General features: G+C 61.8%; 26 protein-coding genes. 18 read left to right on the top strand and 8 right to left on the bottom strand.

Annotated features, from left to right (window positions below):
* Positions 1–48 precede the first annotated feature (48 nt).
* The 6 genes from ACFVTD_RS14455 to ACFVTD_RS14480 all read left to right on the top strand — a co-directional run bounded on the left by ACFVTD_RS14455 (position 49) and on the right by ACFVTD_RS14480 (position 4215).
* Entirely contained in the window at positions 49–870 is an 822-nt protein-coding gene (locus tag ACFVTD_RS14455) for a class I SAM-dependent methyltransferase (protein WP_387564195.1), read from the top strand.
* A gap of 355 nt (positions 871–1225) precedes the next feature.
* Positions 1226–1747 (top strand): hypothetical protein, encoded by a 522-nt coding sequence (locus tag ACFVTD_RS14460; protein WP_387564197.1) that lies wholly within the window; start codon positions 1226–1228, stop codon positions 1745–1747.
* Between the two features lie 752 nt (positions 1748–2499).
* A complete protein-coding gene (locus tag ACFVTD_RS14465; protein WP_387564199.1) occupies positions 2500–2994 on the top strand; it encodes a DUF2199 domain-containing protein in 495 nt (164 codons plus the stop codon).
* Positions 2991–3536, top strand: a complete 546-nt coding sequence (locus ACFVTD_RS14470) for a hypothetical protein (protein WP_387564201.1) — start codon at positions 2991–2993, stop codon at positions 3534–3536. Before ACFVTD_RS14465 ends, ACFVTD_RS14470 begins: the two co-directional genes overlap by 4 nt.
* Positions 3537–3583: 47 nt before the next feature.
* Positions 3584–3985 (top strand): hypothetical protein, encoded by a 402-nt coding sequence (locus ACFVTD_RS14475; protein WP_387564203.1) that lies wholly within the window; start codon positions 3584–3586, stop codon positions 3983–3985.
* Between the two features lie 92 nt (positions 3986–4077).
* Positions 4078–4215 carry a hypothetical protein gene (locus ACFVTD_RS14480; RefSeq protein WP_387564205.1) on the top strand — a complete coding sequence of 46 codons (138 nt, stop codon included), beginning with the start codon at positions 4078–4080 and terminating at the stop codon, positions 4213–4215.
* Positions 4216–4379: 164 nt separating this feature from the next.
* Here the strand turns inward: ACFVTD_RS14480 and ACFVTD_RS14485 are convergent, their stop codons facing one another.
* On the bottom strand, positions 4380–5075 hold the full coding sequence (locus ACFVTD_RS14485) for a hypothetical protein (RefSeq protein WP_387564207.1): 696 nt from the start codon (positions 5073–5075) through the stop codon (positions 4380–4382).
* A 597-nt stretch (positions 5076–5672) separates the two neighbouring features.
* Between ACFVTD_RS14485 and ACFVTD_RS14490 the strand changes: the two genes are divergently transcribed.
* Positions 5673–6182 (top strand): hypothetical protein, encoded by a 510-nt coding sequence (locus ACFVTD_RS14490; protein ID WP_387564209.1) that lies wholly within the window; start codon positions 5673–5675, stop codon positions 6180–6182.
* A gap of 64 nt (positions 6183–6246) precedes the next feature.
* Positions 6247–6561, top strand: a complete 315-nt coding sequence (locus ACFVTD_RS14495) for a hypothetical protein (RefSeq protein WP_387564211.1) — start codon at positions 6247–6249, stop codon at positions 6559–6561.
* A gap of 99 nt (positions 6562–6660) precedes the next feature.
* Here the strand turns inward: ACFVTD_RS14495 and ACFVTD_RS14500 are convergent, their stop codons facing one another.
* The 3 genes from ACFVTD_RS14500 to ACFVTD_RS14510 form a co-directional block, all read right to left on the bottom strand.
* Positions 6661–7080: a hypothetical protein gene (locus ACFVTD_RS14500; RefSeq protein ID WP_387564213.1), complete on the bottom strand. Its 420-nt coding sequence runs from the start codon at positions 7078–7080 to the stop codon at positions 6661–6663.
* 818 nt (positions 7081–7898) lie between these two features.
* Positions 7899–8123, bottom strand: a complete 225-nt coding sequence (locus ACFVTD_RS14505) for a hypothetical protein (protein ID WP_387564215.1) — start codon at positions 8121–8123, stop codon at positions 7899–7901.
* Between the two features lie 713 nt (positions 8124–8836).
* A complete protein-coding gene (locus ACFVTD_RS14510; protein ID WP_387564217.1) occupies positions 8837–9202 on the bottom strand; it encodes a hypothetical protein in 366 nt (121 codons plus the stop codon).
* Positions 9203–10017: 815 nt separating this feature from the next.
* On the opposite strand from ACFVTD_RS14510, the gene ACFVTD_RS14515 reads away from it, so the two are divergent.
* Positions 10018–10353, top strand: coding sequence for a hypothetical protein (locus tag ACFVTD_RS14515; protein WP_387564219.1), 336 nt, complete (start codon positions 10018–10020; stop codon positions 10351–10353).
* Between the two features lie 208 nt (positions 10354–10561).
* The gene (locus tag ACFVTD_RS14520) at positions 10562–10981 is read left to right on the top strand and encodes a hypothetical protein (protein ID WP_387564221.1); all 420 of its coding nucleotides are present in this window, start codon (positions 10562–10564) and stop codon (positions 10979–10981) included.
* 486 nt (positions 10982–11467) lie between these two features.
* Here ACFVTD_RS14520 and ACFVTD_RS14525 read toward each other — a convergent pair whose 3' ends face one another.
* Positions 11468–12037, bottom strand: coding sequence for a suppressor of fused domain protein (locus tag ACFVTD_RS14525; protein ID WP_387564223.1), 570 nt, complete (start codon positions 12035–12037; stop codon positions 11468–11470).
* A 1177-nt stretch (positions 12038–13214) separates the two neighbouring features.
* On the opposite strand from ACFVTD_RS14525, the gene ACFVTD_RS14530 reads away from it, so the two are divergent.
* Positions 13215–13799: a hypothetical protein gene (locus ACFVTD_RS14530; RefSeq protein WP_387564225.1), complete on the top strand. Its 585-nt coding sequence runs from the start codon at positions 13215–13217 to the stop codon at positions 13797–13799.
* Positions 13800–13898: 99 nt separating this feature from the next.
* On the opposite strand, the gene ACFVTD_RS14535 is transcribed toward ACFVTD_RS14530, so the two are convergent.
* From ACFVTD_RS14535 to ACFVTD_RS14545, 3 genes are all read right to left on the bottom strand, one after another.
* Complete coding sequence (locus tag ACFVTD_RS14535) at positions 13899–14402, bottom strand: GNAT family N-acetyltransferase (RefSeq protein WP_387564227.1); 504 nt, start codon at positions 14400–14402, stop codon at positions 13899–13901.
* Positions 14403–14448: 46 nt separating this feature from the next.
* Complete coding sequence (locus tag ACFVTD_RS14540) at positions 14449–15048, bottom strand: class I SAM-dependent methyltransferase (RefSeq protein ID WP_387564229.1); 600 nt, start codon at positions 15046–15048, stop codon at positions 14449–14451.
* 280 nt (positions 15049–15328) lie between these two features.
* Positions 15329–15796 (bottom strand): MarR family winged helix-turn-helix transcriptional regulator, encoded by a 468-nt coding sequence (locus ACFVTD_RS14545; RefSeq protein ID WP_387564231.1) that lies wholly within the window; start codon positions 15794–15796, stop codon positions 15329–15331.
* Between the two features lie 130 nt (positions 15797–15926).
* Here ACFVTD_RS14545 and ACFVTD_RS14550 point away from each other — a divergent pair, with 130 nt between their 5' ends.
* The 7 genes from ACFVTD_RS14550 (at position 15927) to ACFVTD_RS14580 (ending at position 23656) form a co-directional block, all read left to right on the top strand.
* Positions 15927–16868 (top strand): SDR family NAD(P)-dependent oxidoreductase, encoded by a 942-nt coding sequence (locus ACFVTD_RS14550; RefSeq protein WP_387564233.1) that lies wholly within the window; start codon positions 15927–15929, stop codon positions 16866–16868.
* Between the two features lie 2 nt (positions 16869–16870).
* Positions 16871–17761: an amidohydrolase family protein gene (locus ACFVTD_RS14555; RefSeq protein ID WP_387564235.1), complete on the top strand. Its 891-nt coding sequence runs from the start codon at positions 16871–16873 to the stop codon at positions 17759–17761.
* Between the two features lies 1 nt (position 17762).
* Complete coding sequence (locus tag ACFVTD_RS14560; protein ID WP_387564237.1) at positions 17763–18992, top strand: acyl-CoA dehydrogenase family protein; 1230 nt, start codon at positions 17763–17765, stop codon at positions 18990–18992.
* 53 nt (positions 18993–19045) lie between these two features.
* The gene (locus ACFVTD_RS14565) at positions 19046–19501 is read left to right on the top strand and encodes a MaoC family dehydratase (protein WP_387564239.1); all 456 of its coding nucleotides are present in this window, start codon (positions 19046–19048) and stop codon (positions 19499–19501) included.
* 140 nt (positions 19502–19641) lie between these two features.
* A complete protein-coding gene (locus ACFVTD_RS14570) occupies positions 19642–20967 on the top strand; it encodes an MFS transporter (protein ID WP_387564241.1) in 1326 nt (441 codons plus the stop codon).
* A 7-nt stretch (positions 20968–20974) separates the two neighbouring features.
* Positions 20975–22537 carry an o-succinylbenzoate--CoA ligase gene (gene menE / locus ACFVTD_RS14575; RefSeq protein WP_387564243.1) on the top strand — a complete coding sequence of 521 codons (1563 nt, stop codon included), beginning with the start codon at positions 20975–20977 and terminating at the stop codon, positions 22535–22537.
* A 111-nt stretch (positions 22538–22648) separates the two neighbouring features.
* Complete coding sequence (locus ACFVTD_RS14580; protein WP_387564245.1) at positions 22649–23656, top strand: bile acid:sodium symporter family protein; 1008 nt, start codon at positions 22649–22651, stop codon at positions 23654–23656.
* The last annotated feature ends 54 nt before the right edge of the window (positions 23657–23710 follow it).

Consider the following 23710-nt stretch of genomic DNA (forward strand, 5'->3'; position numbering starts at 1 on the left):
AAGGGCTTCGCGTTGACCCTTGAGGCCAGCCGGTGTGAGGATGGCGCCATGAATGAGGTTTCGGCCTTTTACACCGGCCCCGGCCCGCTTTTGGCGGCCATCAGTTCTGCCCTGGATGCGGCCGGCGTAGACCGTACAAAGCTGCGGCCGGCCGACCTCGCTGCCGTCGACGAATTCCACATCCGTGGACGCAGGGCCACGCTGGAAATCATCGAAGCACTCGCTCTCACTGCGGACTCCCACGTGCTCGATCTCGGCAGCGGATTGGGCGGCCCTGCCCGGACGCTCGCCGAGGTGACGGGGTGCACGGTGACAGGGGTGGACCTGACACCGGAATTCTGCGAGGTAGCGACGGCGCTTTCGGAGTGGACAGGATTGTCCGGCCGCACCCGCTTCCACGTTGGGGACGCCACAGCCACCGGCCTTCCGGACGAATCAATGGATGCCGCGATGACCGTGCACGTGGCGATGAACATCCCGGACAAGCACGCGCTGTATGCCGAGGCCTTCCGGGTTCTGCGGCCCGGCGGCAGGTTCGTGGTTTACGACGTGCTGCAGGGTGAAGGCGGCGAGGTTCACTACCCGGTGCCATGGGCCGCCGACCCCTCAACGAGCTTTCCCGCGACCCTGGAGGACATGCGCCGGCTCCTTCCTGCGGCAGGTTTCGAAGTCATCTCTGAGGTCGACTCCTCGGACGAAAGCCTTTCCTGGTTCCAGCACATGCGTGCCAAAATCCAGCGGGAAGGGCCACCACCGGTGACCTTCGCGACGTTCCTTGGCGACAGCTTCGCGCAGATGACAGCAAACCAGGTGGCCAACCTCGCCGAGCGGCGCATCCGGACCGTCATGTTCGTGTGCTCGCGGCCGTGATTTGCGTGCGGGGCCCTGGCGCCCGGCCTCATAGGTTCCGGCGGCCTTAGCCTTTGTGCGGTGTCGCAAAACTCAAGGGTTTCGAGGCAACTTTGTGTGTAGCGTATAGGGCACCTTCACCGGGCAGTTTTGCGGGCGGGGTATACGGGACACCCTGACCTGCGGCTTCACAAAGCCGCAGGTCAGCCCCTGGTTGTCCCGATAGAGGACCGGCTTTCGGGCGGCCGGCGGTGGAGTCCGTCGTTGCCCATAGAGAGGGCAAGTTCAGGGGTTACCCGATTCGAATTCGACTGGCTACTCCAAGTCCACGAAAACGCGACGGCTGAAACCGCAAATCGTCGGTTGGGCACCTGGGGTGAACCGAGGCGCGGGCACCTATGGTATCGACATACTCTCCCGCCTCGGGTTAACTGACATCGACATGCTGACGAACCTTGGGGGCGAGGTGTTAACCGAAGACTGGGAGCCCCGGATTGGCCAAGAAGCTACCCAAACGCTTAAGAGCGCATATCAATTCATCCGCCTCTTCTTCGTAGCCTGGGCTGTCTTGCTGGTGGTCCCAGTTGCGGCCATGATCTCGCGGACGATACCGGTTTGGTTCAGCATCGTGATCATGGTGTCGCTCATCGTGTTGTTCTCGGTAACTGTCCTAGCCTTCGGAACGTTTTCGATCCGCCGGAAGCGGGCCGGCCGGCAGGCTTGGGAGTACCTCGGCAGACCGCCGCAGCTCCATCAGCGGCGCGTCCTCCGCTATGCCATGCGTGATCCTGAGGTCTTCGACAACTACTTGGCTGAAAAAGGCATTTCCCCGAGGGGGAACTATCCCTCGCTCGCTTCCCCGCATTCGATAGCCAAGGGAAAAGGCATCCACCAGTGACCCAAACGCTGCTAACGGACTTGGACAAATCTATTTATCAATGTCAGTGAACCTCCGACGGATTCGGACTCGATCTCTTTGGGTTGATCAAGCATGCCGGGAGAGAAGTGTCGAGCCTGTTGGAAAGGAGCCATGCGTTGCCTACTAAGAAACGCCGGGACTACATCACAACATGGAAGCCGCGGATGGGTGAGGAAGCGGCCGGTTCCGCGTACGACTTCCGAGTCCTCGCGGCGTTGACGGGATGGACCATGTTGACTCTCGCAGGCTTGGGTGTGCTCGCAACGGTGGCGCGCGCATTTCCGCTGGCCTACGCATCCTACGGTCTCGTTCTTCTGGCCGTACTACCGCTGACCTTCTTCACAATCCGCTCCCTGCACAAGGCTCTTATAGTGATTAGACGGCGCTACGGGCTGCCTACCGGTGTTCGGATGCCTTGGAGTGTCCTGGCCCGTACAGAGGCATTTGACCAGTGGGTTCTGGAGAATCGCCGAGGCTAACTTCCGCAGCGCGGAGATGCTATCTCGCCGGCCATCTGGAATTGGGCTTACGGCGTCGGGCGGTTTTGTCCGCCCCAGAGTCTCGCAAGAGATTCCCCTGCACCTGGTTACCTCCGGTAAGGGATCCTCTATCGGACGCCCGAATCCTCCTCGGTGAGGGATTGATTCGCCTGATAACTTCTATGCCGTCCGGAAGGCCCTCTTTCCCGCAGAACTAGACTCACTGTGAATGCAATCGACTTGGGGGAATAAATGAATGGTGACAACCACACGTGCGGTATATGCGGGCGGACGACGTCTGCCCATGACCGGGACGTCCGCTTCCGGCTTCCAGACCCTGTCTTGAACAGCCCTGACCAGCACAAGGCCGAGGACAGCTGGCTGAGCGACCCGGATCCCAACATAGCGACGCTGATGCAGATCCCCTACATCAGTCCATTTGTCCGAGCGCTGCTCCCGGTCAGGCTAGAGGGCGGACACGAGCTCCGCTTCGGAGTCTGGATCGCGATTCACCCCGATGACCTCCAACACGCCTGCAGGGTTTGGAATGCGCCCGAATACAGCGACCTCAAGCTGACGGGCTACCTCGCGAACAAGATCCAGCCCTGGGGCATCTACAAGGTGCCGGTGAGCCTGGCCGTACTGAACCCGGATCACACCCCTTACTGCGTCTCCAGCTCAGATCAGGAACTGAACGACGTGCTCACCAAAGAGTGGCCACACGACGTTCTTGCCTCCCTGCCGTGACACACACGGCCGCCACCCGACCTCAGTGGACGTTCGCGGCGGTGTGCGTCATGGTCGTCTCGATGGCCCTGCTGCTATTCGGCCTGTCCCAGGTGCCCTCGCTCCAGCTGCTGCCCGGCTACGTGGCCGCCTACCTGCTGATCGGGGCGTGCATTTTTGGTCCGGCAGGAAAGCTGTCGCTGAGACAGGCCGTGGCGTTCCTGCTGCCCGGCGCCCTGCTCGTCGTCCTGGCACTGCTGAATATGGGTTTCTGGGCCGGCGGCTGGCTACTCGGGCTCCCGGCCTGGGGTCTGCTGCTGACCCGGTGGACGTCCGAGAACCCGCCGAGGGTGCGGCACCTTCCGCCGCATCGAGCTGAGGGCCAAGTAGATGCGGAGCATGTGCGGAGTTCGCCCTGTTCAGGGCGGGGTTGCTGTGCAAGACTTCCGGCATGGATGACCCGCGAAGCCGTATCTTGCCGCTCCTCCGCCAAGGCGAACACCTATTATGGGTTGGTAGTCCTGATCCGCGGGTTCACTTCACCGGCGCGGACGCCTTTCTAGTTCCGTTCAGCCTCCTCTGGGGTGGTTTCGCGATCTTTTGGGAGTTCATGGCCGCCACCACGGCGAAACAGCAGCCGTTCTTTGCGCTTTGGGGAATCCCGTTCGTCCTGGTGGGCCTCTACTTCATCTTTGGGAGGTTCATTTACAAGAAGCGGCGGAAGTTGCGCACCGTGTACGGCCTCACAGATCGCCGGGCAATTGTCTATGTAGGAGACAAATCCGTTTCCGATTCACCCGTCAACGGCATGCCCACCAAGGTCGATCGGTCCAAAGACGGGCGGCATGTCAGCGTGACCTTCGGGTCGCAGGGCATGGTCGTGACCTTCGGGATGGGAATGTACCAAAACACAGGGATGGACTTCTTCAGCCTCGGGCAAGGCGTGGCCTTCTTCGATGTCCCGGACCGTGATGGACTGCTCCGTGCATTGGATCAAGCAACAGTCGGCTAGTAGCCACCGGCTGACGGCCATCCCTCCCATCTTGGCGCGGCTCAAAGTTACCGCGCTGTTCTCCCCGGATGCGTGAGATTAGGAGGGCCGGGTTGCGCCACGAAGATGACGAGGACAACCGAAGTTCGCTGCTGGGCCGCGTGGTTGCGTTCTGCCTTCTCTACCCGGAATTGATCGCGTTCGTCGTGCTACTCATCTTGGCCGTAGCTGGCCTTGCCCTTATCGAATGACTCCCCGGCTCCGCCCTGCCTTTGCTTCGACGCATGGCTGGCCGGCACTGGAGGACCTCCTCATCCAACGCGGTCCAGATGTTACTGACTGGCGTCGACCTCCGCTGCCGGTGCACAAAGCGGGAAATGGCAGTTAGGGTCAGCACAGTTGGTAAATGCCGCGGTTAGGCCGTCTGATTGAGGAACCGTCCGAGCGCCAGGAATTGACGAACCGGAACGATCAAGGAGACTGTAAACGCGATACCGACGATCGCAGACAGCCACCCGATGGGATTCCCGGTGTTCAGCACCTGCACCAGGAACTGGAATTCAAGTATGGGGGCGAGCACAATGAGCTGCGTTGCCAGCGCTTTCCTTAGTTGCACTGCTGCCGCACGTTTCACGGCAACGTGTTCCGGTCTGAGCGTCACTTGTCCCAGGATTTGGCGTCGAATCTCCTTCTGCTCATCGGCGTTGAGGGACATCGTGACATTCATCCTGCCCATTTCTACTGCGGAAAAAATGACTTTCGCTTTGTAAGTTATGCCCGAGGCAATGGCGCCAATCCCGCCCAGCATAGTCCCAGCGAAAAGATACGTCTGGGTGTTGGCCCACTCGCCTTGGAACAGCAGCATTCCGAGCGCAGCCCCGACAATGAACAGCAGCACGACAGCGGCCGGAAAGTACAAGCTGAAATAGGTCGTAAGGGCTTTGCTGAGCCCCTTGTCGGCGACTCCCTGAGCGCGACGTTCCGCCTTGGCCCAGCGATCCTCGGACTCAGCCAGCAAGTCGTCCAGCCCGCCCATCCCCCCTTGTTCGGGCTCCGCCCCAAAATCCGACGCTATTTGGGGGGAAAGCTGTCTGGCAATGATCTTGATCAAAGCTTGGGGATGCAGGTCGGCTGCCTTGATGGGTCGAAGTGCCTACTTCCACCGTGAAGGCGGCCACGGGAGATCAAAGATGCTGATCAGGATCCAGCCGGCACCGCTGAAGAGGAAGAACTTGGTTATCCGGAAGTAGATCCAGCCAAGGTCACGTTTTCGTCTTGCCGTGTCCACCTTTTAGACCAAACTCAGGGCTCCGGTGCTGCGACCTTGGCGCCGGCCCGAGTGAGTTGGCCGGGGGTGGGACTGCCACACATAGGATGGCCGGGTGACTGACGAACCCAGAGCGCCCCGTTTCCTGACGCCCCCCAGGTCGCCGAAGAGCTGAACGTGAAGCCGAACCAGGTCCATGCGCTGATCAAAGCCGGTGACCTGCGCGCTCTTCAGGTTGGTGGACCGCGGCATGTAGCGCATAGGGCGGCAGGACCTTGAGGACTACATCGCCGAGGCGTACCGGCGCACGGCCGAACGGATCGCCGCAGGCGAGCTGGAGGATCCGGGGTCGGACGCCGAGGAGGCTTAGCGTAAGCCCGGGGGTACCCCTAGACTCTCGCCATGAGGAAGTGGTGGCGTGATCTGCCTCCAAGACTGCGGGTGGCAGTCATCGCTGTTGTCGCTTTTGCCTTCTACACGGGTGGCGGCTTGATCTTTGGAGAGAAGTTCATCAGCGCCCTGTTCAGTGGGCTGTTCTACGCGCTTATTTTGGCCGGAGGCACCTACTTCGCACAGAAGCGCTTCCGTAGAACCGCGGCAAGGCTCGAAGAGCATGGCCAGTCGCTGATGTTCCTGCGATACCCGAACGTCTTGCCGGGTTCCTTGAGCGGCGTCTGGCAGATGGGTGTGGCCATGCCCTCGCCAGGCCGGATCGACTTCCAGCCGGCCGTCTACGACGAACTCATTCCCAGCGGCCGCAGCAGGGCTCTCACCGGCCTCCGGACCACCGGACTGCCGCCACGGACAGCCGACCGCAACGATAAGAAGCAGGCAGTGCCGTTCGACTTCGAGGTCATCACCTTGGACTCCGACGGGGGAGTCATTGAGATCGCCGCGAGCCCTGCGACGGTCGAGAAGATCCTGGAAGCTGTCGGGCCGGCATCTTCATAGGCTCCGGAAGCAAGATCCGGTCAAGCCCCTTGCTCGGAGGCTTGGGTGGTGGTTCAGTTCAGCCATGGCAGCAACTCCGACGGGACCGATGGGGGAGGAACAACCCCTTTCCGCCGCGAAACAGGCCGCCATGCGTCGGCTCGGCAGGCTGAATTATTTCTCATTGCCTGCGCTGGCCGTTGCACTGGTCCTCACCTTCATCCCGAATCCTCCGTTGCCGCTACTGATCGCCAAACTGGCACTTATGGCCTTCCTGGTCGTGGTCCTCGGATTCGTGTCAATCCGGTTTTCGCTCTGGCAGCGCGACGAATACTGGCGGGAGCGGGGCAGAGACCCGAAGCACCCGGAACGGTTCCCGAACGACCGGCCGAAAGAATAGAAACATCAGTCGCTCAGATATTTCCAGTGTGGCGAACGGGTCCATGCTCGCGCCGGGAAGTCACGGTCTATACTCGCGATAGCTGCGCCGTGTGGTGCACTATACAGGGGGAATGTGAGCACCGTTCTTGTCGCGCCCGGCCTCGAGTTGCCCGTCAGCGGCACGCCCTTTGGGGAGACCCCGGCACAGGGCGTCGACAACCTTCGCCGCCGTGTGGCGCGGAAGGCCCGGACCGCTGTCATCGTGCTGGTCATTCTTGCCGGTCATCGTCGGCTTCTGGCTGGCGATCCCGCTTGCTGGCTGGACATTGCTGACTGTGTTCGCGATCCGCCGGTTCAGGTGGGTTTCCCGGCTCGGGGTAGTTCCCTGGCAAGAGGTCACCGGTACCGTTAGGTCAGCCTCCCTGATCGGCGCTATGGCCCTGAAGATGTCAGTGGACGGAGCGCCGGACGTTAGCATCCGGTTCGGGGTCCGCGGGATCAGTTTCTTCCCGGTGCCGACGAAGGGCAGCACGTTCACGCTTCGCCTGGCAGGGGACGGTAGCGGGAAAGTCCTGGTGAGCCGTCCCGGGCACTGGGGTGAGAGCCTCGGCGTAATCTGGCCCCTTGTCGCCCGGCTGCCAGCGAGCTAAACCGGCGGTGTGGCCATCACAGGACCACGTTCAAGCCGACCCCTCCGCTGTCCAGCGATTCCTTTCGCTGTCCCTCAGCGACGGTGACGGAGCCTTCCGCAGCATCTAGCTCTCGAGTGGTGCCCGCTGAGGGATCCTTCAAAGCGCGTTAAAACCTTGGCCCTGCTGCCGGGTCGACGAGGGGCTTTAGACCGAAGAAGTACTGAGCGCCTATCCTCTTACGCGCACAGTGACTACCCTGAACGCTATGAAGCCCGATCCAACTCGAGGAATCGCAGGACGCAGTTCAAAGCCGGGGGATGAGTCAGGAAGTGGCCCTTTGGGCGCAGAGTCCCAGAACCTAGCACCTGGCCTCCTCGCACTCATCGTTATCGGTCCCTCACTCTTCTTTTTCATTCAGAGTGTGTTGGGATTTTGGGCGGGAATCGCAATCAGCACAGTAGTCATCGTCCTCGTCGGTGGCGGTCTCCTATTTGTCCGCCGAAAAAGACGGGATGGCAAACGTTCCTAGGGCCCGTTTGCCCATCCCTATAGGGGCGAAGCACTACCGAAAGCTGATTCACATCATTCCTCGTCCTGATGATCGCCTGCGTTACGGTGCAAGAAGAGATCACCCACGGCTTCGAGAACGCCCTGAACTACAGCCGCGATAACTTCCCTGAGGACGGACATGCGAACAGAATATGTCGCGCGCGCAAGCTGCGTGTTATTCGGTACGGCTGGGGTGTGAATTCTTCGCGGCCCGGTGATACCACCAGAAACTGAAGCACAACAAAGCAAGGTTCATGAATTGAACAACCCAGTACCAGACCGTTGTTTTGGCACCTTCCGCCAGCACGGCGTATAGGTTGTTCGCCAACCACATTACGGCGACAAGACCCATAATCACGGCGCCGCCCTTGGTCGGACGCTTCCAGCTTCTGGTTCTCATGACCTGAGCTTATTGGCGACGTCAATAGGTGTGGCGGGACGCCTACGAGCAGGTGTTTGCATGCAGAGCGGCCACTAACCTGGGGTCTTGGAGCGGGAGGCTTATCAGGCCGGTCTCCTTCTCGGCGAAATGGTCAACCGCTGAAGGATCCTTCAGTGGACCGTTTACCCACTTTCAGCTGGGAATGCCTGCTGATTCAGAGTTTCCTGCCACGACGGTCCCACTCTGTCCTCCGACTTTCCTCATGATCCCAGAAAGTGGCATCGTTCCGGCGGACTCGGAGAAGGTAAAGGAAATAGACCGCATTAACCAGGACGGCTGCGGAGTAGATCCATAGTGCCGCGATGTCCCTATCAACTGCAGTGAAGCCCCGGATTGCTAGGACGGAGAAACAAAGAACCAACAGGCCCGATGACCAGACGGAGAAACGCCAACTGCCACGCGTCATTCTCGGCTGAAGACGCTTACCTTCCGGCTCTGACATGGTCGCAGCCTACAGCAGCAATCAGTGACACGATAGGCCGCCCATTCACGGCATTCTTCTGAACACACGTGCCGCCCGTATGCCGGTCGATCACCGTACCCTCGAACTTGTTTCAGAAAGCCCCGACCGGCCATATTCGCCTCAGCCAGCGACGACTAGCTGAGGGTGCAGTGCCGTTGCGCCCCGATTAGACCACATCTGAGCTTGACGTCACACTTGTTTGGTCCTTTTAGCCGCCACGCGTGGGCACTGCTTTATTACCCGTGAGGTAACGCCAAGTGATAATAAGTGCTGCCGTAAGGGATCCAACCAATGTTCCTAGCGCCGGCACCGGCCCGAATGCGAACAAGAGGATCAGCGAGGGAGCAAAGACGACCAGTGCCAGTATCCAAAGTCCGCGCCGCCGTTCTGGTTTTTCATCTCGGATCCATAGGCAGACGAGCATCGTCAGCGTGAAAAACGAAAGAGAGAGGACACTCGGCCAGTAGTATTTATCGCCCGTGCCACCGAGCAGAGCCATGATGCCGGCACCCGCCAAGGATCCAATGATCCAGCCAGAAATCGTTGCCGGGATCCTCTTCATTTTGATACTCACTTCATCACCCTCGCCCTTCGGATGACAGCCAATTGAATAGGCCTCGCGGCCAACAAATCGACGCTAGCTTCGACGGCTTCGTGCCGTCATCTTAACAGCCGCTCACACAGAACGCAGGAGGGCAAGCGTAGTCAGATCTGGATCATGTCCCCGTAGCTTAAGCCGATCCTCTTCCGTGCGGCTTCGTGAAACTGGAAGAACCCACCATCCCCGCTCCTCGCTTACGCCTACTGGTGAGGCGAAATGACCCGTACATCCTAAAGCTTCAGCACCGCTTTGCCTGGTACCGGGCAGCTGTTGGGCTTGGTGGGTGGATCCCACGGGACTGGATCTAGAGTCTTCTCAAGAATTGCTGACTGCCCGCCCTTTTCATACACAACGACGTGAACGGTGCTGATCCCAGGCCACACCTCGACGGCGTTATGGGTGACAGCGTCAAATCGGACCCCCGCAGATTTCTCAAAGCACTCAGTCTTACCTGGACAGTCAACCTCGAATTCCAAGTCGTCAGCGTGCCGTCCTACCACCGAGAAATCAAGCGTGAGGATGTTTGGTTCAAGCGATGTCGAACACGACGGCGTGTAGCAGGCGGTAAGAGAAGACGTCGCCACGAGTAGAAACGGCAGCAAAGGCAAGCGCAGGATGCGGGGCACCTATTCACAATAACCCTGGAAACCGGTATTGCCATCGAATGGATTTAGTGTTTAGACGGAGGAGTTTATCGCCGACACCGGTGCCCGACAATGGATCCTTCACTGGACACTTAGCGCCCATCGAAAACATTGCTCACATTCCTCAGTGCCTAGAATGCAACCATGTTCACGTCCAACTTGACCGTCCTCCGTCAGAGCGGCATGGATCTCACGGTCCAGACCTTGGAGACCACAAAGACCCATCTCCTCATTCGCCTCCGCTCAGAGGCCCGAATTCCATCAAGGCATAGGGCAGCGACAACTCTGGCAGCGGTGCATGAGCGATTTACGCTCACAGATGGACACGGCACGGCGCTGATGACGGCGCAAAGCAATTCGCTTTCAGACGGCCCCTTCGGCGGAATCCTCTACCTGGCCTTCCCTTCAAATGGCCAGTTCGATCTAGGCACTCCACTGACCCTCAAATCCGAGAACGCCGAAGTGACCTTTCAACTCTGACGCAACCGGCGCGATTGAGGATCCCTGAGCGGAACATTTGGCCTTCTCGTCGCAAACCCACTAGAGGGCCCTTTGCGAAGGTGGCATATGCTGGCAAAACCGTCGATCTTTGGGGGGCAGATGTGAAGCGATGTCGACTTTTCCGCATAGCCTCAAGCGTCACTGGCCTGCTTTGTCCGATTTCTGAGATTCGTGAAGAGTGCTGTCGTTGACCAGAGTCCTGATCGTTTCCTACATCGTCATCGTGACTTACGCCGTTGGCTACTCAGGGCAATTCAGGCTTCCCATGATCGTTCGCCCGGGGACGCCCATTCACAGATTCTTGGGGAAGGTGAACCTTGTCCTCCACGGATGCGCTATAGCGATAGCACTCGCCTTTCCGCCACTAACCAACTTCCAGGGCATAGCAATCTTGTCGTACCTTTCCGCGTTTTTCGTGGGGGCGTCGCTTGCTGTCTACCGCTGGCGCCCCCTTAGCCTTGACGTGATCGTGCTTCGCCCCGAGGGAAAGCGAGCGAAGCCAAAGGCGGAACAGTTGCGCACCCCCTGGCCGTACGTATGGCTATGCAGCGCCGGCTACATCCTGATGCTGATCTACATCCAGACCATCTTCGGACACTACTGGTAAATGCCCGCTGTTAACCGTTCTCGGCCTCCAGTAGAAGGCAGGTATATCCAGAGCAAACCAGCCACGATAAGGGATCCATAATCGTGCTCTGAAGCCCAAATGGACCACCGGGCCGTAACTCTGAGGTAATTAGAGCTGAATCAGTGCCCGGAAACGGGCGACCTTCGCGTGTCCGTCGAACACGGATTCAACTATTTCTTACGTCGTCTCATCATCACAAACGCGGAAATTCCAAGAATCAAGAGCAGAACCGCTGAGAATGCCACTACGAGCACGGGGTCAAGCCCTACTCCTCCGCAGCTGGGAGCGAAAGGTGCCATCTACAGGTCCCGGTTCTATGAGCCGCGTCCGCCTCTCAATATAGCGGCTTGGAATGCCCCCAACGGTGTGCGCGCAGTTATCAGGAATCTCTGGCCGTAAGTGTCCATACCCGTAGTTTTCCGTTGAGGGATCGTTCAACGGGCGGGGGATTCAGCTAAAACTGCACTACGCACGCAGCGGGCGTGGGAGTTCGCGGTTCAGGTCGGAGAGTCTGGGTGGATCCTGGTCCCAGACCTCAAACAATGCGTCCAAGCCGTGTTCCTTCACGGTCCGGGCTTCTTCAGGGAAGACCGGTGTGGCGTCCAGGAAGACCACGTGGTGCCCGTTGTCGAGCCGAAGGGGCGGGATGAACTCATCTACTCTTTCGAGCATCAGCCATGATCTAAAGTTGCGGCCCTCGAGGATACGCTCCTCTGCCGGTGTCACCATATGGCCGGCCTCCAGGACGATTTGCTCGGCGATTACATAGTTGGTCATCAGGCCAAATGACAACCTAACGTCATCTGTTCCTGCCGCCACACATGTATAGAGCTCGAACCCATGGTTGTGGTTCAGCGGACCGTGAACTAAGCCATGAAGGCCAAGCGTCGCGTAGAGGTGAAATGGCTTGAGGGATGCCCCCTTAGGCCATTCCAGCACTCCGACCATTTCTGGATGGTCATTAAATTTCCAGTACTCCGGCTCGCCGCCGAAATAAATCTCATAGTGAGCATCCACTGCTTTTACGCTGCCCAAGCCTTACCCCCTGTCATACCTGGTCAGCACTAGCCTAGGGCCTGAGACCTGGCGGCTGCATTCACGCAAAGACCGCCTGGGCGACTTGGCTAGGCGAAACCTTTGCGTTCTGGAAAGCAACGCCCGGTCAACGATCCCCTACCGGGCACGCATCCGCAACTGGGTGCGGAAGCGTCTGCTGGGTTTGGAACCATTCGATACTTACTGGGTGGTCTGCCGGGGGGCTCACCCTTGATCGAGAAATGATGGCTTCGCCCCGGCTGGCCAAATCTGGGAGTCGAAGTCGAAATTCCCACGCCAGTCAATGTTGTCTGTGAGGGTGGCTTCGCTGAAGTCGTTGTTGATGATTTCGTTGCGCCGGCCGATTTGGTGGTCCGGCTCCGGCGCGGTTCCGTACCAGATGCAGCCGTCGATCTTCCCGATGAATTTGCAGTTGACGAGGTCGGTGTTGAAAGCCCGGTGTCCGTTGAACTTGCAGCGGATGAAGGTGCAGTTTCAAAGCGGGCAGCCATCATGTTGAATCCCCCCAGGCCTTTGAAGCGGACTCCTTGGAATACGCAGTTTCGGTAGATGCTCGGGCGTGTTCCTAACGATCCCTGCGCGGAGAAACCATGCTCGTTCAGGACGCGGCCGCCTTTCTGAGTGAAAGCGCGTGTCGAACTCGGACCAAGTGACTGTTAGGTGCATCCAATCCAGGGGGACGGTAATACCACTCACGCTCGCCCTGTGGAAGAAGAGACCACGGAGGCCGGAACGCGGGTCAACCGGAACAGCGTCTAGATCGAGAGCGTCGACGCGGCCCTGAAGTTGCAGAGCCCCGTATGCAGGCATGTCAGTTGGCGTTGTGTTTCGCCACCATTTGGGTGAACGGAGATTGGACATCTTCTGATGTAACCATGTTCAGCAAGGCCCGTGGCGTCTGAGGCACCGGAGTCTGGTCATCCGTTTGGGGGCGGGTAACGGGACTATCCATCCGATGTGCATTGGGCGACGTCCGGTTGAGGATCCGCTTGCGAACATGGAGCAGGGATGGAGGTCTAAAAGTCTAGGTAGATCAAGCGGATGCATAGGTTCCTTCTTCCTGAACCCGCTAATCACACGTTTCGCCGCCCCGTGGCATCATGAGCTTGTGAGTAATCGTTTGGCTTTGCGCTTTTACCAATAACCAGGGGCCTTGATGAATGCGAAGGAACGACGATCTAGACGGATCCCACGAATCAGGATCACGGTACTCGAGGTCTTTTTCCTGCTCGTCGCCGTCGTTTCGGCCGTCGCCACGCCGAGCCCTGTGCAGTTCGCGATCTCCGGAGTCATCGTCGCACTTGTCACAGTCGCCATGACTGTAACGAATCTGCGGAAAGAACCTGCACCACCGGAAGTGTTTCTCGATGAAGAACACTTCGAAGGCGGTGGGACGATACCTGTAAAAGCCAAAGGGCTATCCAAAATATGGGGAGGCCAACCGGTAGTCTTTTCGGTCTCTCCGCAGTTCCGGATGCTGGTGCTAAGTCCATCCACAGAAGCCTTGGAATTCAGTCTCGGGTACGGCCTAGGGCGGTTCTTTGGACCCTGGACCCTCAAACGCGAAGACGTGGTCGAGATCCAACACGTGCGCGGATGGCTTGCTCCCTACGAAGGAATCAAAGTCGTACCCACCGCCGGTCGTCCTTGGGGATTCGTTACTCGCCAGCCAGCCACGGTGCTGGCCTGCTTGGAGGAACTTGGCTATCCCAAGGCCACCAGCGCGTACAGTCTGTGGTGACTCCTCCTCACCTACGTCGCACTCCTAACCACTGCGCAGCCAGGGCTAACTCTTATCAGTGCACGCTCAAGGATCCTCCAGCGGGCGGCCTCGGACTATCTACAGCTGCATACTCAGGACTGTTCGGACGGGGATGTTTCCGCCTCGATCATCAGCGATGCGGCGCATTCCAATTTTCTCTGCCACCCGCTCTGAAGCTCGGTTATCCGGATGGACGATGGCTATCAATTCCTGGGCTACGAGATCTTTTCGGGCGTAGTCCCGACAAGCAGCGGCTGCTTCTGTCGCATACCCTTGGCCGTGCAGGTCGGAGCGCACGTGGTATCCGACCTCAAGCTTCTGTGCGCCGTTCACCTGCTGCCAGGTCAGGCCGCAGTCGCCTATGAACTCTCCGTCATGCGTTTCGACAATCCATAGGCCGTACCCGTGCTCCGCGTAGTTCTTTCGATTCCAATGGATCCAGCTTGCTGCTTCTTCCCGCGACTTGGGTGCGGGGTAGAAGCGCATCACCTCGGGATCTGCGAGCAGCGCGGCCATGTTGTCGAGGTCCGCATCCGTCATCCCACGGAATTGCAATCGATCAGTCGGTTGTGGGGTTGGCATGCAATGACTCTATTTCTAATGGCAGCTAAGCTCGCAAGTCGATCCTTCAGCGAAGAGTGGCGGTTATGGCAGCATGGGGACGCTTGCCGGAGTCTTGGCGCGTCTCAACCTCCAGCAAGTCGAAACCAGCTTCAGCCAGCAGTTGCCCCATGTGCTTCGTGGACCAGTAGTAGGCGGTTGTTACTGCGTGTTGGAAACGTGTCCCTGACGGCCCGTCGAAGAATCCGAGCAGTAGTTGTCCTCTCGGGGCAAGGACTCGAGAGAGTTCTTTTAGTGTCATGGGCACTTCGGCTGGGTGAATGTGAATGAGGGAGTACCAAGCCAGCACGCCCTGCAACGTCTTGTCTGGGAAGTCCATGTCGCGGAAGGATCCCACGCGAAAGAGCACGTCGGGGAAGCGTGCGCGTGCGCTCTCGATGAATTCAGGGACAAGGTCGATCCCTTCTATCCTCGAACCCTGTTGATGCAGGTAGTTTGTCCAGTGGCCTGGACCGCACCCGGCGTCGATCATTTGACCGTGGATACCCGCTGCCCAACGCCTGATGCGTTGCTGATCAAGCTCGTGCATGTCCTCAACAGAACCAAGAATGCGGGTGTACTCGGCGGCGCGGGCACGGTACGCGGCCCGGATAGATTCATTCCCCATCTCTAAGAGCCTAGTCCTCATCAGAATGGCTCACACTGGACCAACCGGGTGTCCGTAAGCCGGTCGTTTACCGCGCAGCCAGGTATGGTTTCTTGTATCGCAACCGTTGCTGACCCCATATGCACGTTTACCCCGCACGATGAAATGCACGGTGAAGGTGCCCTAACCGCAACGCTCCAGATTGTCTCGAAACCCTTGGCGTGTGAGACGCCTTAACGGACCCCCAACGGTTCACGGCGTTGCCCCAAGCTCGTGCAGTTAAAACCCAAAAAACAGCCGCCTACTCTGCCGCGCCCCACAGTGCCTTGCGGAGCAACCGCTTCAATTCCTGCGACTCCTCACCTGAAAGCCCGGTCAGTTGGTCCAGCTCCGCGGCATCCATCGCCGCGCGTGCCTTGCCATGCATCCGGCGCCCCTCCGCAGTGGAGACGATGATCTTGGCGCGCCGGTCCTGCTTTCCCTGCGCCCGTTCCACCAGGCCGCGGCGTTCCAGGTCGTCCACCAGGGTGACCACCTGGCTGGGGTCCAGGCTGAGGAAATCCGCCAGTTCCCGCTGCGTCGGCTCCAGCCCGCTGCACGCCAGCGTCAGGATGGAGAAGGACCGCTCCCGCAGCCCGAAGTCGGCCAGCGCCTTGTTGTTCAGCACCGAGCCGGCGGCATGCAGCTTGGCGAGCAGCAGGCCCACGTCACTGCCGATCCTGGCTGCCGCAAGGCGGGGGGTCTGAACTTCGGTGCCCAAGGTGGCCATCACAACTCCGGTGTAAAAAACAATCGTTGACTTTTTCAATGATCCGTAATTTCATTGATTTCAACAAGGATCTCACACCGCAGTGGGACCACCCCAACGGCTTCGGCCGGCGCATGCGAAGGAGCAGGCCATGAGCTTGAACGGCAAGGTTGCAATCGTCACCGGCGGCGGGCAGGGCCTCGGCCTCGCGTACGCACGGGAACTGGCCCGCCAGGGTGCCGCCGCCGTCATCAATGACGTGAACGCCGACACGGCCGCGCAGGCCGTCGCCCAGATCGAGGCCGACGGCGGACGGGCCACCGCAGTGGTGGTTCCGGTGGGCACCACGGACGCTGCCAAGGCACTGGTGGCAGGCGCGGTGGACACCTTCGGCCGCCTGGACATCCTGGTCACCAACGCCGGAATCCTCCGCGACAAGTCCCTGCTGAAGATGACCGACGAGGACTTCGACCTGGTGATTAACGTCCACCTCAAGGGCACCTTCACGTGCGTCCGCGAAGCCTACGCCTACTTTAAGGAACACAACGTCCAGGGCCGCATCATCACCATCGGTTCGCCCACCGGCCAGCGCGGCAACTTCGGCCAGACCAACTACGCCGCCGCCAAGGCCGGCATCGTGGGCATGGTCCGCACCTGGGCGCTGGAAATGAAGAAGGCCGGCGTAACGGTCAACAGCGTCATCCCCGTCGCCGCCACCGCCATGACCAAGACCGTGCCCTACTTCCAGAAGGCCGTGGAGGCGGACGAGCGCGGCGAGGCCATGCCGTCCTTCTTCCGCCACGACCTGGGCTTTGGAACGGCCGACGACGTCTCCGGACTGGTTGCCTACCTCGCCTCTGACGAGGCAGCCAACATCACCGGCCAGGCCATCGGAGCCGGCGGGGACCGGCTGCAGGTCTGGACCCACCCGGAAGCGGCCACCACCGAATACCGCGAGGGCGGCTGGAGCTACGAGGCGCTGCAGGAAAACGCGGGGAAGCTGTTCACTGCCGAAACCCTCCAGACCTACGGCGAGGAATTCCTCCCGCTGCCGGAGGACCTGAAGCCCGCACAGCCCGCCGAGGCCCGCTGACCATGGCCGACCGCTACGAACTGGCCATCGACCCGGCAAAGCTCGATGCCATCGACATGCACGTCCACCTCGAGGTGGACAGCTGCGGCCACGGCTCCCTGCCGGAGGAACTGACCGAAGCCTCGGCCAAATACTTCAAGGCTGAGGACCGCACCCCGTCCCTGGACCGCATCGCGGACATCTACCGCGAACTGAACATGGCCGCCGTCGTCTTCACCGTGGACGCCCGCACCCAGCTCAAGCACGAGCCCAACAGCATCCCGGAGCTGATTGCGGGCGCCGCGCGGAACAACGACGTCCTGATCCCGTTCGGCAGCGTGGACCCGCGCACCGGCGAGGACGCCATCGCCGGCGCCAAGCATCAGGCCATCGAACTCGGCGCCCGCGGCTTCAAGTTCCACCCGTCCCTGCAGGGCTTCGACCCGTCGAACGAACGCTTCTACCCCTTGTGGGAGACGCTCCAGGAACTGGGCCTGCCGGCCATCTTCCACACCGGCCAGAACGGCATGGGCGCAGGCCTCCCTGGCGGCTTCGGCATCAAGCTGGGCTACTCCAACCCGCTCCTCCTGGACGCGGTGGCCGCGGACTTCCCGGGCCTGCAGATCATCATGGCCCACCCGTCCGTCCCGTGGCAGGACGAGGCCAACTCCATCGCCACGCACAAGGCCAACGTCTTCATCGACCTCTCCGGCTGGTCGCCCAAGTACTTCCCGGAATCGCTGGTGAAGGCCTCCAACTCCTACCTCCAGGGCAAGGTGCTGTTCGGCACCGACTTCCCGCTGATCACCCCGCAGAAATGGCTTGGCGCCTTCGCCGAACTGCCGCTGAAGGACGAGGTCCGGCCCAAGATCCTCAAGGACAACGCGGTCCGCCTCCTTGGGCTGGAGGCCTGAGATGGGCACGCTGACGACGGCGGAGGCCGGGCTGGGTGCCCGGCTCTACGAAGCAGCGGACTGGTACGACGCCGAGTCCCTCCTCACGCCCGACGAGCGCCAGGTCCTGTCCCGGCTGCGGGCCTTCCTCGGTGCTGAAGCCAGGCCCCTCCTGGCCGAGTACTGGGAACGCGGGGAGTTTCCGGAGCAGCTCGCCCGGCCGCTGATCGACCTGGACCTGATGGAACCGGCCGAACTCACTGGCGCAGCGGGTGCCGGACACAGCCCGGCCCGCGGCATCTACCACGGCTTCCGGATCTTCGAACTCGCCCGCACTGACGCATCCCTGGCCACCTGGTACACCGCCCAGGCCGGCCTGTTCCGGACCGCCATCCGGGTGGGCGCGTCCGCGGAACAACAGGCCGAATGGATGCCCAAGGTCATCGACTTCTCGCTCAAAGGCGTCTTCTCGCTGACCGAACCCGAATCGGGATCGGACATCGCCGGCGGACTCTCCACCACCGCCCGGCGGCAGCCCGACGGCAGCTGGATCCTTGACGGCGCCAAGCGCTGGATCGGCGGCGCAGCCACCGCGGACGTCCTCGCAGTATTCGCCCGGGACACCGTGGACGGGCAGGTCAAGGCCTTCCTGGTGGACCGTACCGCCGACGGAGTCACCCTGGAGAAGATCCACGGCAAGACCTCACTGCGGATGATGCAGAACGCCCACATCACCCTTACCGGCGTCCGCGTCCCCGAGGCCAAGCGCCTGCACAACGTGAACTCCTTCCGGGATGTGGCGGCAATGCTCCGGGCCATGCGCTCGGACGTCGCCTGGATCGCCACCGGCATCGCCGCCGGCGCCTTCGAAGCAGCGCTTGCCTACGTCAACGAACGCCGGCAGTTCGGCCGCACTCTCGGCTCCTTCCAGCTGGTCCAGGAGAAACTGGCCCGCATGCTCGGCAACGTCACCGCCAGCCTCTCCCTGGTGGTCAGGCTCACCGAACAGCAGGCAAAAGGCATCTACCGCGACCAGGACTCCGCCCTGGCCAAGATGCAGACGTCCCTGTTCATGCGCGACACCGTAGCCTTGGCCCGCGAAGTGGTGGGCGGCAACGGGATCACCCTGGCAACCGACGTCGCGCGTTTCCACGCCGACGCCGAAGCCGTCTACTCCTACGAGGGCACCCACGAGATCAACGCCCTCATCATCGGCCGCGCCCTCACCGGCGAAAGTTCCTTCACCCGCTAAGCCCTGCAACACCTGCACAGCACCACAACCACACACCTACCCAGGAGGCAAAGATGCCCAATCTCGTCGTCGATTTCGACACCCTGCTCACCCTGTCCGGCAAGGACCTCGGCACCACCGACTACCGCCAGATCACCCAGGACCAGATCAACCAGTTCGCGGACGCCACGGACGACCAGCAATGGATCCACACCGACCCCGAACGCGCCAAGGAGGGCCCGTTCGGCGCCCCCATCGCCCACGGCTTCCTCACCCTGTCCCTGATCATCCCGTTCTGGGGCGAGCTGTTCGACGTCGAAGGCGTCACCACCAAGGTGAACTACGGCCTGGACAAGGTCCGCTTCACCTCCCCGGTGAAGGTGGGCTCCAAGGTCCGCATGCAGGCCACCATCGCCGACGTCACCGAGGTCAAGGGCGGCGCCCAGATCAAGGTCAACGCCACCATCGAGATCGAAGGCCAGGAGCGCCCGGCCGTCGTCGCCGAATTCCTGGCCCGCTTTTACAAGTAGCCGCTTTTACAAGTAGCCCGCTTCTACAAGTAAGCCGCTCCTAGAAGGATCAACAGCCCCAAACCCCAAGCGGTGCCCTCCGGCGCCGCCGCCTCAGGCAACCCCAAAAACCCCCAATTCCTCCGTCATTAGGAACAGCCATGTCCGGACACACCACGCTCGCACCTGCGGGCACGGCCGCCAAGCGCAAGGAAGCGCGCACGGTCATCCTGTCCAGCTATCTGGGCAGCACCATCGAGTTCTACGACTTCCTGCTCTACGCCACGGCCGCAGCAGTGGCCTTCCCCAAGGTCTTTTTCGCCGGCACGGATGAATGGGTGGGCGTCGTCGCCGCCTACGCCACCTTTGCTGCCGGCTACGTGGCCAGGCCGCTGGGCGGCATCATTTTCGGCCACTTCGGCGACAAGGTGGGCCGCAAGGGGATGCTGATCATCTCCATGGCCATGATGGGCATCGCCTCCACCCTGATCGGCCTGATTCCGGGCGCCGGGGTGATCGGGCCGTGGGGCGCCGTCATCCTGGTGCTGCTGCGGGTCTGCCAGGGCATCGCCGTCGGCGGTGAATGGGGCGGCGCCGCGCTCATGGCCCTGGAGCACGCTGACCCGAAACGGCGCGGCTTCGCGGCGTCCTTCGTCAACGCCGGCGCCCCCACCGGTGCCGTGCTGGGCACCCTGGTCATGGGCGCCTTCTCGGCACTGCCGCAGGACGCCTTCCTGGCCTGGGGCTGGCGCGTGCCGTTCCTGCTGTCCTTCGTGCTCCTGATAGTGGGCATGTTCGTCCGCCTCCGGGTTTCCGAAAGCCCCATCTTCGCCGAGGCCGTGGCCAAGGAAGAAGCACAGGGTGCCAAGCGCAAGATCCCGCTGCTGGACGTGCTCCGCCGGCCCAAGGCACTGATCATGATCATGTTCGCCGGGGCTGCCGGGTTCGGCCTGCAGGTGGTGCTGCCCACCTTCTCGGTGACCTACGCCGTGTCCAAGGGCGCACCGCAGCAGGGCGTGCTCTACGCCTTCGCCGGCGCCTCGGCCATCTCCATCGTCTTCGTCCTCCTGGGCGGCCGCCTGTCGGACCGGTTCGGCCGCCGCCCGGTGATGATCGCCGGCCTGGTCCTGTTCATCGCGTACCTCTTCCCGATGTTCGGGATGCTCGGCTCGGGCAACGTGGGCCTGGTGTTCGTGGCCTTCACGGTGGCGCTGATCCTGCACTCCTCCCTCTACGGGCCGCTGGCCGCGTTCGTGTCCGAACAGTTCGGCACCACCTCCCGCTACACCGGTGCAGCGGTGGGCTACCAGCTGGCCACCCTCATTGGCGCAGGCTTCACCCCGGGCATCATCGCCGGGCTCTACAAGGATTCCGGCCAGAACATCCTGCCGGTGGTGGTGTTCCTGTCCGCCATGGCGCTGGTCTCGATTGTCTTCATCGCCCTGACGCGGGAATCTAAGAACAACGACCTCACCACGGTCCGTTAGGAGAACCATGGACAACAACGGAGTTGGCTCCTGGCTGCAGCGCCGCCGCCGCAAGTCGGGCACCAAGACGGCCCTGCTCTCAGCAGCGGGCACCCTGAGCTACGAAGAGCTCGCCGAACGGGCCGACCGCCTGGCCAATGCGCTCCGCGACCGGGGAGTGGCCAAGGGAGACCGGGTGGCGTACCTGGGGGAGAACCACCCCTCGTTCGTGGAAACGTTCTTCGCCTGCGGCCTCCTGGGCGCAATCTTCGTCCCGCTCAACACCCGTCTCGCCCCTCCGGAGCTGCAGTTCCAGCTCCAGGACGCCGGAGCCCGGCTCCTGGTCAACGCCCGCGCCCTGGAGGCCTCCGCCTCCGCCGCCCTGGAGGGAACGGCGGTGACCCACCGCCTGGTCGTAGCGGCCGACGGCGGGACGGAACCTTCCGCCGCCACGGCACCGACCGCCGTCGGACATCCCGTCACGGTGGAACAGTACGGGGAGGCGCTGCAGGCAGCGGCCGCCGAACCGATCGACGTGTCCGTGGGCCACGACGACGGCGCCATGATCCTGTACACCTCCGGGACCACGGGCAAGCCCAAGGGCGCCCTGCTCACGCACGGGAACATCACGTGGAACTGCATCAACACCATCGTGGACATGGACCTGAACCGCAACGACGTGGCGCTGATGATCTCGCCGCTGTTCCACGTGGCGTCCCTGGACATGGGGCTGCTGCCGATGCTCCTCAAGGGTGCCACCGTGGTCTTGGAGGCCAAGTTCGATCCCGCCCGGGTCCTGGAGCTCATCCGGGAACACAAGGTGACCACCCTCAACGGGGTGCCCACCACGTTCCAGCTGCTTTGCGAAGATCCGGGCTGGGCGGCGGCCGACCTCAGCTCACTGGACAAGCTCACCTGCGGCGGCTCAGCGATTCCCCGCCGGGTCCTGGACGCCTACGAGGACCGCGGCATCGGGTTCACCAGCTGCTACGGCATGACCGAAACGGCTCCCGGCGTCACCATGCTCCCCGTGGACCGGTCGCGGGAAAAGGCGGGCTCGGCCGGCCTGCCGCACTTCTTCACCGACGTCCGGATCGCCGATCCCATGGGCGGCACCGTGGCCCAGGGTGGGGTGGGGGAAATTCAGATCTCCGGACCCAACGTGATCAAGGAGTACTGGAACCGGCCGGAGGCCACTGCCGCCAGCTACGCGGACGGCGCCTGGTTCCGCTCGGGCGACATGGGCTACCGGGACCCGGAAGGCTTCCTGTTCGTCTCGGACCGGCTCAAGGACATGATCATTTCCGGTGGGGAGAACATCTACCCGGCCGAGGTGGAAGCGGTCATTTCCGAGCATGGCGCCGTGGGCAGCGTGGCGGTCATCGGCGTTCCGGATGACAAGTGGGGCGAGGTCCCGCAGGCGATCGTGACCCTGCGCGAGGGGGAATCGCTGACCGCGGAGCAGCTGCGCAGCTTCCTGGACGGCAGGCTTGCCCGCTACAAGATCCCCAAGTCCATGGTGGTGGTGGAGGACATGCCACGCACCGCCAGCGGCAAGATCCGGAAGATGGAGCTCCGGAAACAGCTGTAAGGGAGGACGTCCCCACGGTCCACCTTCCGGGGGCCGTGGGGGTTCCCGCCGTTGTTACCGTTCACGGTCATCAATTGGCGGAATCCTATAGGACAGTGCCACCATGATTGGATGCTTGAGGCAACTAAACCCCAGAATTCTGACGGGACACCCGTCAACCCCGCGCTCGAAGCGGAAAGCAAGATCGCCCGCATCGCGGTGACGGTGTTCCCCATCCTGGTGGTTGTCGCAGGCATCCTCGGGTTCCTGCTCCCCGGCGTCTTCAAGCCCATGGCCCCCAGCGTGCCGTACCTGCTGGGCATCATCATGTTCTGCATGGGCCTGACCCTGACCCCGCCGGACTTCGCCGCGGTGGCCAAGCGGCCGTGGGCCGTGGCCCTGGGGATCGTGGCGCACTACATCATCATGCCCGGCGCCGGCTGGCTGATCGCAGGTGCCCTCAACCTTCCGCCCGAACTGGCCGTCGGCGTGATCCTGGTGGGCTGCGCACCCTCCGGCACAGCATCGAACGTCATGGCCTTCCTGGCCAAGGGCGATGTTGCCCTCTCCGTGGCGGTGGCCTCCGTCTCCACCCTGATCGCCCCGATCGTCACCCCGCTGCTGGTCCTGTTCCTGGCCGGCTCCTACCTGCAGATCGACGCCGCAGGCATGGTCCTGGACATCGTCAAAACGGTACTGCTGCCGGTGGTCGCCGGGCTCCTCGCCCGGGTCTTCCTCAAGAAGCTCGTCGCCAAGGTGCTGCCCGCGCTGCCGTGGGCGTCCGCCGTCGTGATTTCCCTGATCGTGGCCATTGTGGTGGCCGGCAGCGCCAACAAGATCATCGACGCCGGGGCCATTGTGTTCCTTGCCGTGGTGCTGCACAACGGCTTTGGCCTGGGCCTTGGCTACCTGGCCGGCAAGCTGGGGCGCTTGGACGACAAGGCCCGCCGCGCCCTCGCCTTCGAAGTGGGCATGCAGAACTCCGGCCTGGCCGCGACGCTCGCCACCGCCCACTTCACCCCGCTGGCCGCCCTGCCGTCCGCCGTCTTCTCGCTCTGGCACAACATCTCCGGCGCCATCGTGGCCGCCTGGCTCGCCCGGCGTCCGCTGCGGGACAAGCAAGCCGAAGGGGCCCGTTAACAGCCAGCCATTCCGGGTACAGGATCCGGTAGGGGCAGCGCCGTTTCGCCGCTG

This window comes from Pseudarthrobacter sp. NPDC058119 (assembly GCF_042884655.1).
Taxonomy (GTDB): domain Bacteria; phylum Actinomycetota; class Actinomycetes; order Actinomycetales; family Micrococcaceae; genus Arthrobacter.

What these genes read in the sequence shown, in the direction of transcription:
- ACFVTD_RS14530 (WP_387564225.1), top strand. Translation starts at nt 13,215, where the DNA reads ATGAATGCGAAGGAACGACGATCTAGACGGATCCCACGAATCAGGATC.
- ACFVTD_RS14570 (WP_387564241.1), top strand. Translation starts at nt 19,642, where the DNA reads ATGTCCGGACACACCACGCTCGCACCTGCGGGCACGGCCGCCAAGCGC.
- ACFVTD_RS14550 (WP_387564233.1), top strand. Translation starts at nt 15,927, where the DNA reads ATGAGCTTGAACGGCAAGGTTGCAATCGTCACCGGCGGCGGGCAGGGC.
- ACFVTD_RS14555 (WP_387564235.1), top strand. Translation starts at nt 16,871, where the DNA reads ATGGCCGACCGCTACGAACTGGCCATCGACCCGGCAAAGCTCGATGCC.
- ACFVTD_RS14545 (WP_387564231.1), bottom strand. Translation starts at nt 15,796, where the DNA reads ATGGCCACCTTGGGCACCGAAGTTCAGACCCCCCGCCTTGCGGCAGCC.
- ACFVTD_RS14560 (WP_387564237.1), top strand. Translation starts at nt 17,763, where the DNA reads ATGGGCACGCTGACGACGGCGGAGGCCGGGCTGGGTGCCCGGCTCTAC.
- ACFVTD_RS14580 (WP_387564245.1), top strand. Translation starts at nt 22,649, where the DNA reads ATGCTTGAGGCAACTAAACCCCAGAATTCTGACGGGACACCCGTCAAC.
- ACFVTD_RS14540 (WP_387564229.1), bottom strand. Translation starts at nt 15,048, where the DNA reads ATGGGGAATGAATCTATCCGGGCCGCGTACCGTGCCCGCGCCGCCGAG.
- ACFVTD_RS14475 (WP_387564203.1), top strand. Translation starts at nt 3,584, where the DNA reads ATGGCCGCCACCACGGCGAAACAGCAGCCGTTCTTTGCGCTTTGGGGA.
- ACFVTD_RS14535 (WP_387564227.1), bottom strand. Translation starts at nt 14,402, where the DNA reads ATGCCAACCCCACAACCGACTGATCGATTGCAATTCCGTGGGATGACG.
- ACFVTD_RS14465 (WP_387564199.1), top strand. Translation starts at nt 2,500, where the DNA reads ATGAATGGTGACAACCACACGTGCGGTATATGCGGGCGGACGACGTCT.
- ACFVTD_RS14495 (WP_387564211.1), top strand. Translation starts at nt 6,247, where the DNA reads ATGGCAGCAACTCCGACGGGACCGATGGGGGAGGAACAACCCCTTTCC.
- ACFVTD_RS14565 (WP_387564239.1), top strand. Translation starts at nt 19,046, where the DNA reads ATGCCCAATCTCGTCGTCGATTTCGACACCCTGCTCACCCTGTCCGGC.
- ACFVTD_RS14505 (WP_387564215.1), bottom strand. Translation starts at nt 8,123, where the DNA reads ATGAGAACCAGAAGCTGGAAGCGTCCGACCAAGGGCGGCGCCGTGATT.
- ACFVTD_RS14455 (WP_387564195.1), top strand. Translation starts at nt 49, where the DNA reads ATGAATGAGGTTTCGGCCTTTTACACCGGCCCCGGCCCGCTTTTGGCG.
- menE (WP_387564243.1), top strand. Translation starts at nt 20,975, where the DNA reads ATGGACAACAACGGAGTTGGCTCCTGGCTGCAGCGCCGCCGCCGCAAG.
- ACFVTD_RS14515 (WP_387564219.1), top strand. Translation starts at nt 10,018, where the DNA reads ATGTTCACGTCCAACTTGACCGTCCTCCGTCAGAGCGGCATGGATCTC.